This is a genomic window from Stutzerimonas kunmingensis (assembly GCF_032106285.1).
Taxonomy (GTDB): Bacteria; Pseudomonadota; Gammaproteobacteria; order Pseudomonadales; family Pseudomonadaceae; genus Stutzerimonas; species Stutzerimonas kunmingensis_B.
In genome coordinates this window covers 43,903-58,437 of sequence record NZ_DAMCPO010000021.1, presented here as the reverse complement: position 1 = coordinate 58,437, position 14,535 = coordinate 43,903, and the positions used below count along the sequence as shown (strand labels likewise).

The window sequence follows — 14,535 nt, the reverse complement described above, 5'->3', positions numbered from 1 at the left end:
GGCCAACCATGCGTGCCCCCCTTTTCGTAACCGTTCCACTGACCCTGCTGCTCGCTGCCACTCCGGCGGCGAGCCGCGACCTGGACCAGGATGAGGCCCTGCGGCTCCGCCGCGAGGGCCTCATCGTGCCGCTGGAAGCTCTGCTCCAGCGCGCCATGGAGCGCTATCCGGGGGCCAGCCTGCTGGAAGCGGAGCTGGAGGAGGAAGATGGCATCTACGTTTACGAGATCGAATTGCTCACCACCGACGGCGTTGCCCGCGAGCTCGAACTGGATGCCCGCGACGGGCGCCTGCTCAAGGATGAAGAAGACTGATGCGTCTGCTACTGGTCGAAGACAACGTTCCGCTGGCCGATGAACTGGTCGCCAGCCTCAGCCGCAACGGTTATGCCATCGACTGGCTGGCCGATGGCCGCGACGCCGGATACCAGGGCGCCAGCGAGCCCTATGACCTGATCATTCTCGACCTCGGCTTGCCTGGCAAACCGGGGCTGGAGGTGCTGCGCGACTGGCGTGCCGGCGGCCTCACCACACCGGTGCTGATCCTTACCGCGCGCGGCTCCTGGGCCGAGCGCATCGACGGTCTCAAGGCCGGCGCCGACGACTACCTAACCAAGCCCTTTCATCCCGAAGAACTGCTGCTGCGCATCCAGGCGCTGCTGCGCCGTGCCCACGGCCTGGCCAACCAGCCCATGTTGCAGGCCGGCGGCCTGGAGCTGGACGAGTCGCGCCAGTGCTGTCGCAAGGATGGTCAGGACATCGAACTCACCGCCGGAGAATTCCGCCTGCTGCGCTATTTCATGCTGCATCCGGGGCAGCTGCTGTCGAAAACCCAGCTGACCGAACACCTGTACGACGGTGAAACCGAGCGCGATTCAAACGTCATCGAGGTGCATATCAACCGGCTGCGCGGCAAGCTCGGCCGCGAGCTGATCGAAACGCGCCGCGGCCAGGGCTATCGCTTCGGCGGCCAGCCGTGAAGTCCATCCAGCGCAGCCTCAGCCTGGCGCTGATCGCCACCCTGCTACTGGTCGCGCTGGTGCTGGTGCAGACCAGCCTGTGGCTCTTCGAGTCAGGCCTCAGGCGCAGTCTGGAAACCGATCTGCGCGAGGAAACCGAGGGCCTGCTGATTGCCCTCGTGAAGGGGCCGAACGGCGATCAGCTGGACGTGCAGCGCCTCAACCCGCGCTATCAACGGCCGTTCTCCGGCCACTACTTCAAGATCGAACTGCCCGAGCGCACCTGGCGCTCCCGCTCGCTGTGGGACGCCTCACCAGAGTGGCCGGAACGCGCCGGCCTGGCGGACGAACTGCTCGACGGCCCGCAGGAACAGCGACTGCTGGGTTATCGCGCCGAGTACCGCCGCGACGGCCAGCCGATCATCATCAGCGTGGCGCAGGACTACACGCCGGTCCTCGAAAGTTTTGCCCGCGTGCGGCTGAGCGGCCTCGGCCTGGTCGGTTTCGCCCTGCTTGCCCTGCTGCTGTTGCAGCGCTATGCCATGGGACTGGCACTGCGCCCACTGGAGCGCGCGCGGCAGCAGATCGCCCAGCTGCAGCAGGGCCAGCGCCAGCAGCTGGACCAGCGGGCGCCCGTCGAGCTGCAGCCGCTGGTCGAGCAGATCAACCACCTGCTCAGCCACACCGAAGACACCTTGCAGCGCTCGCGACATGCCCTGGGCAACCTCGGTCACGCGCTGAAGACGCCACTGGCAGTGCTCGGCAGTCTGGTGCAACGCGAAGAACTCGCCGCTCACCCCGAACTGCAGGCCAGCCTGCAGGAGCAGCTGGAGCAGATCCAGCAACGGGTCAGCCGCGAACTGGGCCGGGCGCGGCTATCGGTGGACGTGCTGCCCGGTGCGCATTTCGACTGCGATGCGGAACTGCCGGCACTGTTCGATACGCTGGCGATGATCCACCGCTGCGGCCTCGACCTGCGCTGGCAGGCGCCCGCCGGCTGCCGCCTGCCGCGTGATCGCGAGGACATGCTCGAGCTGCTGGGCAATCTGCTGGATAACGCCTGCAAGTGGGCCCGTAGCCGCGTCGAGCTGAGCATCGAGCGCAGCGGCGATGGCTTCGTCCTGCTGGTGGACGACGACGGACCGGGGATTCCGGCGGCACAGCGCGAACAGGTCATCAACCGTGGCGTACGGCTGGACGAGTCGGCGGAAGGTCACGGGCTGGGGCTGGGAATCGTCAGCGATATCCTGACGGCCTGGCGTGGCGAATGGAGTCTTGAAGAAAGCCCGCTGGGCGGTTTGCGGGTGCGCATCGCACTGCCGGCGACGCGCTGAGCATCATTGCGGACGAGCCAGTTCGTTACGCATGTCTTCAAGTATGGTTTCGACCAGCAGGGTGTTCTGCACCTGGTGCCCGGCCATGATGCGCGTGGCGTGGGTGCCATTGATCGGGTAGCCGACATGCACCAGCAGGCGACCGTCCGCTTGCGGCTCGACGCGCGTGCGGTACTGCGAGGTGAAGGTTTCGGCCAGGTAGCGGGAAAGAGTCTTCATGAAGCATCTCTAGCAATGAGCCTGAGACAAAGACCCTGTTCATCGCTCGGAGATTCATGCCGTCCATCGGGAATCCATTGATCTTCATAGAACTGTAACGCTCATCACCCCTTCCGATCGCCGCTGCCATAGGCCAGCCAGGCCAGAAACAGCATCACAACGAACGCCATGCAGGACATCACCAACGCATTGATCATCAGGCTCATGTCAGGGTCTCCTCATCCACCGGATCGAGTTGAAACATACCCCGAATATATGTAGCGTTGCGCGACACGTCGACCTGCTCGACATAGGCATGTAAATCTTTGGAACAGGTGCAGAGGCGATGAAACGCAAGCAATCGATCAGTCAGATTCGCTGGGACCTGGCGCTGCGCTACCGGCTGATCGAGACCATCGCCTGGTGGGAAGGCCGCCTGACCACGGGCCACCTGATGCAGAGTTTCGGCATCAGCCGCCAGCAGGCATCGAAAGACATCAACACCTACCTGAACGAACATGCGCCCAAAAACCTGACATATGACCGCCATCTGAAGGGCTACAAGCCGACCAAAGGCTTCCAGCCGCTGTTCATCGACGGCAGCGCCAGCGCCTATCTGCATTTGCTCGACCAGAACCGTGTGCGCGCCCCGCATATCGAGGGCCTGGCGCTGGCCTACGCGCATACCGAGGTGCTGCAGGTGCCGGACCGCAGTATCCGACCCGAGGTGCTGCGGCCGATCCTGCTGGCCTGTCGAGAGGGGCTGCGGCTGGAAAGCGAGTACGTCTCGCTGGCCAATCCCGAGGTGGAAATCCGCGTGATGGCGCCGCACACGCTGGTGTTCACCGGCATGCGCTGGCATGTGCGCGCCTACTGCGAGAAGAACCGCGAATACCGCGACTTCGTGCTCAGCCGCTTCCGCGGCGAGCCGGACCTGATGGACGCCAGCGAACACACCCGCGAACAGGACGAGGCATGGAACACGCCGGTGACCGTGCTGATCGAGCCGGACGCGCGATTGAGCCCTGCGCAGAAGGCGATCATCGAGTTGGACTTCGGCATGCTCGAGGGCCAGCTGCCGGTGGAGACGCGCGGAGCGCTGGTGCAGTACGTGCTGCAGCGCTTCGGCATCGACCCGAATACCGTGCAGGCGAATGCGGCGGCGCAGCAGCTGCAGGTGGGGAATCTGCAGGCGTTGAAGGGGTGGTTGTACTCGTGAGGGCTTGTGGGGGTGGTTTTGTGCGCGAAGAGCGTCGGCACGGATTTCGGTATGTGAGCGCCGCGCTTTTCGCGGCCGGGACTACAGGTTGCGCCTTGCACGGCGCCTCGCTGGCTTTCGCTCCGCGCTCACACTCGACTGGCCCGTCTGGCGGAAGCATTGGTTTCGCCCTGCTGGGCGACTCACTTTTTCCAAACGCCGGACGGCCGGCCCCAAAAAAAGTAAGCAAAAACGCTTGCCCCTGCATCCGGGTCTCGCTGCGCTCGACTTCCCTCACTCCATCCGCGCTCCGGCGGCCGGCGTACAAGGGCCATCCCTGGCCCTTTATCGCGGGAACGCCTAGTTCTCTCGCGGCATCCATGCCGCTCGCTCCCCTCCGCGCGGATTCCGTTCGACATCCTGAAAGGGGCATTCGGTGGGGACTGATAGCTTCTTCGTCAACAAACAAGCAACGCGTGCTTGTTCCGCTGTTTGCGAATTTTCAGGCGGCTCGGACTCGACTCCCCTTCAGGAGGCCGAGCGTAGGTGCTGCGCAGGGGGACGCGAGGCATGGACGCCGAGCGAGGAGCGAAGGGACAGGGACGTCCCTTCGCGACGGCCCCCGGAGCAGCGCCGGAGGGAGGGAAGTTTTGCGAAGCAAAACCCGGATGTCGGGGTGGCCTTCTTTTTGGTTACTTTTTCTTGGCCAAGCAAGAAAAAGTGACGCGCCGTGCAAGGCGCAACCTGTAGTCCGGGCCGAGGAAAGCGCGGGGCGCCCAAACCGTCCGCCGAAGCCCGCGACAGTCACGAGTTCCACAAGCCTTACATCTGACGCAACCACCCGCCGCACAACCCAAGCCAGCGGTTCGCCACTGCACCCGCCCACAATGAGCCTGAGCCCATGCGCCTGATCCACACCTCCGACTGGCACCTCGGCCAGACCCTCCACGGCCAGGACCGCGACTACGAACACGCACAATTCCTCGCCTGGCTGCTCGACCAGCTGGTCGCCCACCGCGCCGACGCCCTGCTGATCGCCGGCGACGTGTTCGACACGGTCAATCCGCCACTCAAGGCCCAGGAGCGCCTCTACGACTTCATCGTCCGCGCCCACGAAAAGCTCCCGCAGCTGGACATCGTGATGATCGCCGGCAACCACGATTCGGGCGGGCGCATCGAGCTGCCAGCACCGCTAATGAGGCGCCTCAACGCCCATGCCGTGGGACGCATCAGCTGGGTCGCCGAGGGCCAGCTGGATCACCAGCGTCTGCTCGTACCGCTGCATAACGCCAATGGCAACACCGCCGCCTGGTGTCTCACCCTGCCCTTCCTGCGTCCGGCCGAAGTCACCGGAATGACGCTGGGCGACGACTACATGGCCGGCATCCGTCAGGTCCACGAGCGGCTGATCGCTGCCGCCGAATCCGCACGCCAGCCCGGCCAGGCGCTGGTCGCCATGAGCCACGCACACATGGCCGGCGGCGCGGTGTCGGAGGAGTCCGAGCGCAATATCGTTATCGGCAGCGCCGAAGCGCTGCCGGCCAGTCTGTTCCCCGAGTCCGTCGCCTACGTCGCCCTCGGCCATCTGCACAAGCCGCAGCAGGTCGCCGGGCAGGCGCGCATCCGCTACAGCGGCTCGCCGCTGCCGCTGTCGTTCGCCGAGGTCAACTACCCGCATCAGGTGCTGCTGGTCGAACTCGACGGCGAGCAGCTGGCGCAGGTCGAAAGCCTGCCGGTGCCGCGCGCGGTGGAGATGATCCGCATCGGCCGCGCGCCCCTGGCCGAAATCATTACCGCGCTGGAAGCGCTGCCGCCCACCGGTCTGTTCGACGACAACCTGCCCTGGCTGGAGGTACGCGTGCTGCTCGACGAGCCGCTGCCGGACCTGCGCCAGCGCATCGAAACCGCGATAACCGGCAAGGCCTGCCGACTGGTGCGCATCGCCAGTGAATACGCCGGCAAGCGCGGCGAGACGGAATCGGAAGTGCTGCTCGGCCTCGACCAGATCACCCCGCAGGAGCTGTTCGCCCGCGCCTGGGAAGAACAGTACGGCAACCCGGCGGACGAGCAGGCGCTGGACGACTTCGCCACGCTTCTGCAACGGGTCGAGTTCGCCCATGCGGAGGGCGACCAATGAAAATCCTCGCCATCCGCCTGAAGAACCTGGCCTCCTTGGCCGGCGAACAGACCATCGATTTCACCGCCGAACCCCTGGCCAGCGCTGGCCTGTTCGCCATCACCGGGCCTACAGGTGCGGGCAAGAGCACCATCCTCGACGCCCTGTGCCTGGCGCTATTTGGCAGCACGCCGCGGCTCGACAGCGTCTCACCTCTGAACAAGGTACCCGACGTCGAAGCCGAGATCGGCGGCGGCGACGAGCGCAACCTGCTGCGCCGCGGTTGTGGCAGCGGCTACGCAGAGGTGGATTTCGTCGGCGTCGACGGCCACCGCTACCGCGCGCGCTGGGAGGTCAGGCGTGCCAAAGAGAAGATCGACGGCAAACTGCAGGCCAGCAGCCAGAGCCTCACCGATCTGGACAGCGGCACGCTGCTGGCCAGCGGCAAGAAGCGCGAATTCAAGGAACTGCTCGAAGCACGCCTGGGGCTGACCCTGGCCCAGTTCACCCGCGCCGTGCTGCTGGCGCAGAGCGAGTTTTCCGCCTTCCTCAAGGCCGACGACAACGAGCGCGGCACCCTGCTGGAAAAGCTCACCGACACCGGGCTCTACAGCCGCCTCGGCCAGGCTGCCTTCGAGGCCGCCAAGCAGGCCAAGGAAAGTCTCACCCGCCTGGAACAGCAGGCCGGCGGCTTGAAGCCGCTGGAGCCCGAGCAGCGCGATGTACTGGAGCGCGAGCATCAAACCCAGCTGGAAGACCTGAAGCAGCTGCAACAGCAGCTCAAGGAACTGGAAGCCCAGCGGCAATGGCTCAGCGAACTGCAGCGCCTGGAAAACGAGCGCGAAGCGGCACGCCAGCAACTGCAGGACGCCGAAGGCGAGCGCGAGAGCCTGACCGAGGCCCGCCGTATTCTCGACCTGTTCGAACGGCTCGCACCGCAGCGCCATCGTTTTCTGCGTCAGCAGGAACTCGAACCCCTGCTCGGCAAGGCCGCCGAAAGTCTCACTCGCCTGCAGCACGAGGCGCAAAGCCTGCAGCAACGTCTCGACACATTGCAGAGCCAATGCGAAGCGGCCGGCAACGATCTGCGTGCGGCCGATCAGGCGCGCCAGACGGCCGAGCCCAGGCTTGCGCAAGCGCGCCGTGAAGAGGAACGCCTCAGCCATCTGAACGCCGACCTCGCCTCGATCCGCGAAGAAAGCGTCCAGGCCGATGCTGCGGCGAGCACCGGCGAGGCAACGCTCAAGCAGCTCGCCGAGCAGCAACAGCGCGCCGCCGAACAGCTAGCAGCGCTGACGCAGCAACTCGAGACGAGCGCAGCGCTGCAACCGCTCTGTGCAGCCTGGGGCGGTTACCGTCCGCGTCTGCAACAGGCCGTCCAGCTGGCGGCACGGCTGCAGCAAGGTCAGGGCGAACTCCCGGCACTGGAAGCGCAGGCCAAGGCTGCCGAAACCCGGCAAAGCCAGGCGCGCGAGGCGCTGGATAGCCTGCAACGCGAGCGCGACAGCCATGTCGGCCTGGCCGAACAGCTGGCCCAGCTGCATCAACAGCTCGACGAATGGCGCCAGGCCGAGCGCGAAACCGAGGCCCTGCGCGAACTCTGGGCGCAGCAGCTCACGCTCACCGCCAGCCAGCGCGAACTGAGCGACGCCCACATCCGCCAGCAGGCCGAGCTGGACAGCCTGGTACCGCAGGGCAAACAGCTTCGCAGTGACCGTGATGCTGCCGAGCAGGCGCTCAAGGTCACCCTCGCCCTGCTCGAACGCCAACGCCTGGCACGCGGCGAGAATGTCGAAGCGCTGCGTGCGGCGCTCGTCCCCGGCGAGCCCTGCCCGGTCTGCGGCAGCGACGAGCATCCCTGGCAGCAGACCGATGCGCTGGTCGCCAGCCTCGACCGACACGACGACAGCGAGGCCGAGCGCGCTCGCCAGTCGCTGCAGGAACAGGACCAGCGTCTGCAGGAACTGCGCGATCGCCATGTTGCGCTCAGCACGCAGTTGCGCCAGACGCAACAACGCCAGGGCGAAGTCGAGGCGCAGCTGCAGGCCCTGGCACCGCGCCTGCTCGCCCTGCCCGCACACTCGCGATTGCTTGAGCAGCCGGAAGCCGAGCGTTCGCAATGGCTGGAAGCGCAGCTGACGACACTCAAAGACCAGATCGCCAACACCAGCCAGCGTCAGCAGCAGTTACTCGCCCTGCAACAGCGCAGCGAAACCCTGCAGCAGGCCTGGCAGGCCGCGCGCGAAGCCTGTGTCGAGACGACCCAGCAACTCGCCCGCCAGCGCGATGCCCTGGCCCACGACAGCCAACAGCTTGATGAGGAACTGCAGGCGTTTGCCGAGCTGTTGCCCGCCGACCAGCTGCAACGCTGGCGCGAAAACCCCGCGCAGACCTTTATGCAGCTGGACGCCAGCATCGCCACGCGGCTGCAACAGCTGCAACAGCAGAGCGAGCTGGCCGAGGAGCTGCGCCAGTGCGAGCAGCGCCGCAGCGACGAGCAGCTACAGCAACGTCATCGCCAGGAGAAACAGACGAGCTACAGCGCGCGGCTGAGCGAGCGCGAGAAACTGCTGCTGGCCTGCCAGCAGGCGCTGCGTACCAGCCTTGGCGAGCAAAGCAGCGCCAAGGCCTGGCAACAGCAGCTGGATGCGGCAATCCAGATCGCCCGCCAGGCGCAGACCGCAATCGATCAGCAGCTCAACGAGAGCAAGCTCGGCCTGACGCGCCTGCACAGCGAGCAGCAGAACTGTCGCCAGCGCCACGCCGAATTGGAACAGGAACGCGACGCGCTGAATGCGGAGCTGGCAACCTGGCGCGCCGACCATCCACAGCTGGACGACGCCACCCACGCCCAGCTGCTGCACATGGACGATCAGCTGATCGCCGAGGCGCGCCAGCGCCTGCAAGAGAACAGCGAAAACCTGACCCGCTGTCGCGAGCGTCTCGACGGCTGCCTCAACCGTCTGAACCTGCACAAACAGCAGCAGAGCGAAGCGCCGGATGCCGAGCAGCTGCAACAGCGCCATGCCGAGCAACTGCAGCAGTGCGAGCAGGCCGATCAACGCTGCGCTGAAACCCGCGCCCAGCTGATCGACGATGATAAACGTCGCAGCCAGAGCCAGGTGCTGCTCACCCAGATCGACGCGGCGCGAGCCGAGCATCAGCGCTGGGGGCGTATCGCCACGCTGATCGGTTCCAGCGACGGCGGCGCCTTCCGCAAGATCGCCCAGGCCTACAACCTCGACCTGTTGGTGCAGCACGCCAACGTGCAGCTGCGCCAACTGGCGCGGCGCTACCGGCTCAAGCGCGGCGGCAGCCCGCTGGGCCTACTGGTCATGGATACCGAGATGGGCGACGAGCTGCGCTCGGTGCATTCGCTGTCCGGCGGCGAAACCTTCCTTGTCTCGCTGGCCCTGGCGCTGGGCCTGGCCTCGATGGCGTCGAGCAAGCTGAAGATCGAATCGCTGTTCATCGACGAAGGCTTCGGCAGCCTCGATCCCGAGTCGCTGCAGATCGCCATGGACGCGCTGGATTCGCTGCAGGCCCAGGGCCGCAAGGTGGCGGTGATCTCCCATGTGGCGGAAATGCACGAGCGCATTCCAGTGCAGATCCAGGTGCGCCGGCAGGGCAATGGGCAAAGTGATCTACAGATTGTCGGGGGGCTTTCATAAAGCTCGGCGCTGTCGCGCAGACATGCCGCCGTCGCTTGGCGACGGTCGGCACGACCTCGGCGGCCTCGAGCCCAATGTAGGCGCCCGCAAGTCAGCGCCGATCGCTGAACATTGCGCACCATCGCGGCTGGATGTTTTTCGAGCAACGCTCGAGCGGCCCTGGGGCGCGGCTTTGCTTGGAAACCACTGTCCTTGCGGCCATTCGTCCGCTTGTGTTTCCCCAGCACCAGCCGTAAGGTTCGCGCGTTTTCTTATCCGCCCAGGTGTGCACGACCGCAAGGTCCGCATTAAACGGGAAGCCGGTGCGCTCGATGAGCAAGGCCGGCGCTGCCCCCGCAACGGTAATCGACCGCGATCCTCAGGGATCGCCGTCCGCTCCACAGCCACTGTGTTCCGACATGGGAAGGTGAGCGTGATGCGTGTCGAAAGCCCGGAGACCGGCCTGACGGATTCGACTGGTGTTGCGGAGGGCAGCACCGTCAAGCGCTGCTGCCCGTCATCCCCCGCGCTTGTTCCTGCCCTCCTCAAAAGTCTGCGATCTTTTGAGGAATTCCAAGAATGAAACTGTCCCGACTTGCCCTGGCCGTGGCGCTGCTGCCTGGCGTGCAGGTGTTTGCTGCTGAGCAGGAGCTGCCAAGCATGCTCATTACCTCCGCCCGCCAGGCTGAACCCCGCGCCCAGGCGACGGCAGCCAATACCGTATTCACTCGCGCGGATATCGAACGGCTACAAGCCCGCAGCGTGCCCGAGCTGCTGCGGCGTGTGCCAGGCGTACAGGTGAGCAGCCCTGGCGGTGTGGCGTCGCTATCGCTGCGCGGCACCGGTACTGCACAAACGCTGGTGCTGGTCGATGGCCAACGCATTGCCTCGGCCACCAGCGGTTTCGCCCGCCTCGACTATCTGGCTATCGACAACATCGAGCGTGTCGAAGTGATCCGTGGCCCGCGCTCCTCGCTTTACGGTGCAGATGCCATTGGTGGCGTCATCCAGATCTTTACCCGTGGCGGCAAAACCGGAATAAACCCGGAAGTCCGCTTGGCCGCCGGCAGCGACCAGACCTTCCAGCGCAGCCTGAGCCTCGCAGCCGGAACGGAGCAGACCCGCGTCCATCTTGGCGCCAGCCTCGACGAGCGCGACGGCTTCGATATCACCCGCGACAACCGCGGCGCCGATCGGGACAACGATGGCCAGCGCAACAAGGCGCTGCACCTGAAGCTGGATCACCAGTTCGATGCAAACTGGAAAGCGGGCTTGAGTCTCAACGACCAGCGCGGCAAGAACGAGTACGACGATGCCTACGAGTTTGCTCCGGGCGCACCGCAGGACGAGTTTCGCGTCAGCAGCTACAGCGGCTACCTGGACGGCCAGCTAAGCGACATCTGGAACAGCCGTCTGGAGCTGGGCCGCAGCTTCGATCGCAACCACGCGGTCGGCTCCAACTACAACGACGGTCTGCTGGAGACCACTCGCCACTCCGCGGCCTGGATCAACCGCGTGCAACTGAGCGAGCGCCAGCAGCTGAGCGTGGGCAGCGACTGGTACGAAGACCGACTCGACGCCACCACAGCCTACCAGGAAGACAGTCGCGACAATCTCGCTTTCTTTGCCCAGCACAGCTACCAGGGCGAAAGCTTCGGCACCGAGCTGGGTCTGCGTCACGACGACAACCAGCAGTTCGGCAGCCACAACAGCTGGAACGCAGCATTCAGCCTGCCGGTAGGTCAGTCGCAGCGCTGGATTCTGAGCTATGGCGAAGGCTTCCGCGCCCCGACGTTCACCGACCTCTACGCACCACCCGCCTGGGGGCCGAACCCCGACCTGCAGCCGGAGACTTCGAAGACCTACGAATTGCAATGGCGCGCCGAATTCGACGAGACCCAGCTGGAAGCCGCGCTTTATCGTACCGACGTTGAAGACATGATTGCCTGGGGTGGAACCCGGATGGAAAACGTCAGCCAGGCACGGATCAACGGTTTCGAAGCCAGTGCGGCGCGCGAACTGCTGGGGTGGCAAGCGAGCCTCGGCGTGAGCATTATTGATCCGCGCGATCGGGACAGCGGTCATACTCTGGCGCGCCGGGCAAAGCGCACGCTCAGCATCGACCTTGATCGCACGTTCGGTACGCTTTCGGCTGGCGCCGGTTGGCACGTTTCAAGCGCTCGTTACGACACGATCGCAAACACCCGCGAGCTGTCCGGCTATGGCGTATTCGACCTTAGAGCGGCCTGGCACAGCCATCCCGAGCTGCGCTGGGAGGCGAAGGTCAACAACCTGCTCGACCGCGACTACGCGCTGGCGACCTACAACCGCCCAGACGGAGCTAACTGGTGGGATCCGTCGCAGAATCACGGCTATCACGAGGCGGGGCGAACCCTGCTGTTCGCCGTCACCTGGACTCCCTCGCTGTAGCAGCGTCTACCGGCGCGCCCGCTCAGGGCGCAGCCGCCATCACCTCGCAGAGCTTCCTGATCGCCCCCAGCATCTGGAAGCTCGGTCGCTCCAGCCCCTTGTCGGGCACTTCAAGCAGTCGACCGCTGCGCACGGCACTGAGCTGCGGCCAGGCCTGCCATTCGTCCAGCTGCGCACCGCTACCGGCCAGAATGACTTCGGGATCGCGGGCGAGCACGGCTTCGATGCTGACCTGGGGCGCCGCCAGGGTCAGATCGGCGAAAACGTTTTGCCCACCACACACCTCGATCGCTTCGCTGATGATCTGCTGGCCGCCCAGGGTATACAGCGGGCGATTCCAGATCTGATAGAACACCCGCAGCGGCTCAGCGCGCGTGTAGTTGCTGCGTAATTCGGCGAGGCCTGCACGAAAGCGCCCGGCCAGTCGTTCGCCTTGTTCGGCGCGCCCGACGGCATTACCCACTACAACGAACTGCTCGGCCAGCCCTTCGAGACGGGTCTGCTCGACAACCAGAACGGGAATACTGAACTGCTGCAACTGCTCACGCTGACTGCGCGGCACACTGTCCGGCCAGAGCAGCACGAGATCAGGGCGCAGGCTGAGCAGGGTTTCCATCTCCACCTGGCCGTAGCGCCCAACCGAAGGTACCGACTGCAGCGCCGCTGGGCGCTCGCCACCATCCAGGACGCCAACCAGCCGGTCGGCAGCATCGAGTTCGAGCATGATCTCGCTGAGCGATGGCGCCAGACTCACCACCCGCTCGGCAGCCAACGCAGGCAATGACGCCAGGGAAATCAGCGCGGCGAGGAGTAGACGTCGCATCAACGCAATTGCCGCGGAATGCGGTAGAGCACCAGCAAGACCAGGCTGCCGAATACCAGCAACAGGCGAGCAACCGGCTCCATGCCGAACAGCGCACCCGCAGCACCGAACCAGGCCGGTAACGAGGCGATCAGCAGGCCGTGACGGCGCACGCGACGCAGATCGTTCCAGGCGTCGTCCTCCACCGGACCGTTCAGCGCCTGTTCGGTGGCGATCAGTGCATGTTTGAACCGGGTGAAGGCCCGCAGGCTGAAGAACAGCGAGACGAGGCCTGCAGCGAAGAGTGGCAGACCCCAGTCGGCAAACACCACCGATGTGCGCCCAAGCACCAGCACCGGTAGCACCATCAGCAGCGTATGCAGCCAGCCGTCACGTGCGAGCTGGCGAAGGGCGGCGGCGCGCGTCACGACTGCTCGGCTTCGCCTTGGTGAATCTCGCCGAGCATGTGGCCGAGCTTGCCGGCCTTGGTGGCGAGGTAGTTGCGGTTGTACGGGTTATGCGCGATCTGCAATGGCTTGCGTTCGGCGACGCGAATGCCGAAGCCCTGCAGCGCCTTGACCTTGCGTGGGTTGTTGGTCATCAGCTTGATCTCGGCGATGCCCAGGTGCTCGAGCATCGGCAGGCAGATGCCGTAGTCGCGCATGTCCGGGGCGAACCCCAGACGCTCGTTGGCCTCGACGGTGTCGGCGCCGGCATCCTGCAGTTCGTAAGCGCGAATCTTGTTCAGCAGGCCGATACCACGGCCTTCCTGGCGCAGATAGAGCAGCACGCCGCGGCCCTCGTCGGAAATCGCGCGCAGTGCCGCTTCGAGCTGGAAGCCGCAGTCACAGCGCAGGCTGAACAACGCATCGCCGGTCAGGCACTCGGAGTGCAGACGACCCAGCACCGGCTTGCCATCGGCCACGTCGCCGAGCGTCAGCGCGACATGTTCCTTGCCAGTGTCCTGGTCGAGAAAACCATGCATGGTGAACACACCGAACGGCGTCGGCAGTTGGGAAGCGGCGACGAACACGACAGACACGGGCGGAAATCCCAGGAGGCAGAAAAGCGGACATTGTAACACCAACTAACCGCGAATCTGGCTGGAGAGTTTGGTCGTCGACCGCGCCTATCGTGCCGTCAGGAAGCCGCTCAGGAGGTTTTCGACTCCAGCACCAGCACGCCCTGCTCCTCGCGCCAGCTGACGCGCCCGAGAAAGCTCATGCCGAGCAGCGCCTCGGTAGGCGAACCGCCCTCGACGACCACCGCGTCCACGCCGAGCACCTCGATCGCCCCGACCTTGACGCTGTTGAGATGCACGCGCCAGGCCTTCGCCGTACCGCTGGCGGTGCTCACCACCATGGGCCGACCGTTGACGCGGTAGTCGATGCCCAAGCGACGGGCCTGATGTTCGTTGATCGCCACCGAGGTGGCGCCGGTATCAACGAGAAACTGAATCGACTGGCCGTTGATCGCCCCGGCGATCCAGTAATGGCCGCCGGTGCCCTTTGCGACGCTCAGCTGGGTCTTGCTTGGCGCCGCGTAGGCGCCGCTGTATTCGCGACTCAGGTTGTAATGACGCTCAACGCCGTCGACGCGCAGCACCGCACCGCTGGCATCGGCGCTCACCACCTGGACGCCGCCAGGGCCGGTCTGACCGACCCTGACCAGCTTGCGCTGCCCGTCGACATTGACCACCGCAGCGCCCGGAAATAGCCCGACCACTTGCACCATGGAGGCGGCCTGCGCCAGCGCGGGCAGGAGCAACAGGCTGGCGAACAGAACGGAGACGCTACGCATGGCTATTTCTTCCTCGAAACCGGGCCCGGGGCGAACGCCGATCATCCTT

The 14,535-nt window shown here is 65.3% G+C and carries 12 protein-coding genes and 1 riboswitch; of the genes, 7 read left to right on the top strand and 5 right to left on the bottom strand.

From position 1 onward, the window contains the following. Window positions 1-8: 8 nt before the first annotated feature. From RT582_RS16555 to RT582_RS16545, 3 genes are read left to right on the top strand one after another with little or no spacing between them, the layout of a single operon-like run. Window positions 9-314, top strand: coding sequence for a PepSY domain-containing protein (locus tag RT582_RS16555; protein ID WP_312444527.1), 306 nt, complete (start codon window positions 9-11; stop codon window positions 312-314). Continuing rightward, on the top strand, window positions 314-979 hold the full coding sequence (locus tag RT582_RS16550) for a response regulator transcription factor (RefSeq protein WP_014821557.1): 666 nt from the start codon (window positions 314-316) through the stop codon (window positions 977-979). Before RT582_RS16555 ends, RT582_RS16550 begins: the two co-directional genes overlap by 1 nt. Beyond that, a complete protein-coding gene (locus tag RT582_RS16545; protein WP_313478556.1) occupies window positions 976-2,292 on the top strand; it encodes a sensor histidine kinase in 1,317 nt (438 codons plus the stop codon). Before RT582_RS16550 ends, RT582_RS16545 begins: the two co-directional genes overlap by 4 nt. Before the next feature lie 3 nt (window positions 2,293-2,295). Here RT582_RS16545 and RT582_RS16540 read toward each other — a convergent pair whose 3' ends face one another. Next, window positions 2,296-2,511 carry a hypothetical protein gene (locus RT582_RS16540; protein WP_003281738.1) on the bottom strand — a complete coding sequence of 72 codons (216 nt, stop codon included), beginning with the start codon at window positions 2,509-2,511 and terminating at the stop codon, window positions 2,296-2,298. A 325-nt stretch (window positions 2,512-2,836) separates the two neighbouring features. Here RT582_RS16540 and RT582_RS16535 point away from each other — a divergent pair, with 325 nt between their 5' ends. The 4 genes from RT582_RS16535 to RT582_RS16520 all read left to right on the top strand — a co-directional run bounded on the left by RT582_RS16535 (window position 2,837) and on the right by RT582_RS16520 (window position 11,884). Next, on the top strand, window positions 2,837-3,709 hold the full coding sequence (locus RT582_RS16535; RefSeq protein WP_014821559.1) for a helix-turn-helix transcriptional regulator: 873 nt from the start codon (window positions 2,837-2,839) through the stop codon (window positions 3,707-3,709). 880 nt (window positions 3,710-4,589) lie between these two features. Beyond that, on the top strand, window positions 4,590-5,825 hold the full coding sequence (locus tag RT582_RS16530) for an exonuclease SbcCD subunit D C-terminal domain-containing protein (protein WP_255822180.1): 1,236 nt from the start codon (window positions 4,590-4,592) through the stop codon (window positions 5,823-5,825). After that, complete coding sequence (locus tag RT582_RS16525; protein WP_313478551.1) at window positions 5,822-9,475, top strand: SbcC/MukB-like Walker B domain-containing protein; 3,654 nt, start codon at window positions 5,822-5,824, stop codon at window positions 9,473-9,475. Before RT582_RS16530 ends, RT582_RS16525 begins: the two co-directional genes overlap by 4 nt. A 243-nt stretch (window positions 9,476-9,718) precedes the next feature. After that, window positions 9,719-9,935: riboswitch (cobalamin riboswitch) on the top strand. A gap of 98 nt (window positions 9,936-10,033) precedes the next feature. After that, entirely contained in the window at window positions 10,034-11,884 is a 1,851-nt protein-coding gene (locus RT582_RS16520; RefSeq protein WP_313478549.1) for a TonB-dependent receptor domain-containing protein, read from the top strand. Window positions 11,885-11,906: 22 nt separating this feature from the next. On the opposite strand, the gene RT582_RS16515 is transcribed toward RT582_RS16520, so the two are convergent. The 4 genes from RT582_RS16515 to RT582_RS16500 form a co-directional block, all read right to left on the bottom strand. Further along, window positions 11,907-12,707: a cobalamin-binding protein gene (locus RT582_RS16515; protein WP_044316042.1), complete on the bottom strand. Its 801-nt coding sequence runs from the start codon at window positions 12,705-12,707 to the stop codon at window positions 11,907-11,909. Next, a complete protein-coding gene (locus RT582_RS16510) occupies window positions 12,707-13,114 on the bottom strand; it encodes a hypothetical protein (protein ID WP_044316041.1) in 408 nt (135 codons plus the stop codon). Before RT582_RS16510 ends, RT582_RS16515 begins: the two co-directional genes overlap by 1 nt. Next, window positions 13,111-13,728, bottom strand: coding sequence for a GTP cyclohydrolase II (gene ribA / locus RT582_RS16505; protein ID WP_003281750.1), 618 nt, complete (start codon window positions 13,726-13,728; stop codon window positions 13,111-13,113). Before ribA ends, RT582_RS16510 begins: the two co-directional genes overlap by 4 nt. Before the next feature lie 110 nt (window positions 13,729-13,838). Continuing rightward, window positions 13,839-14,486: a retropepsin-like aspartic protease family protein gene (locus tag RT582_RS16500; RefSeq protein WP_003281753.1), complete on the bottom strand. Its 648-nt coding sequence runs from the start codon at window positions 14,484-14,486 to the stop codon at window positions 13,839-13,841. Window positions 14,487-14,535 lie beyond the last annotated feature (49 nt).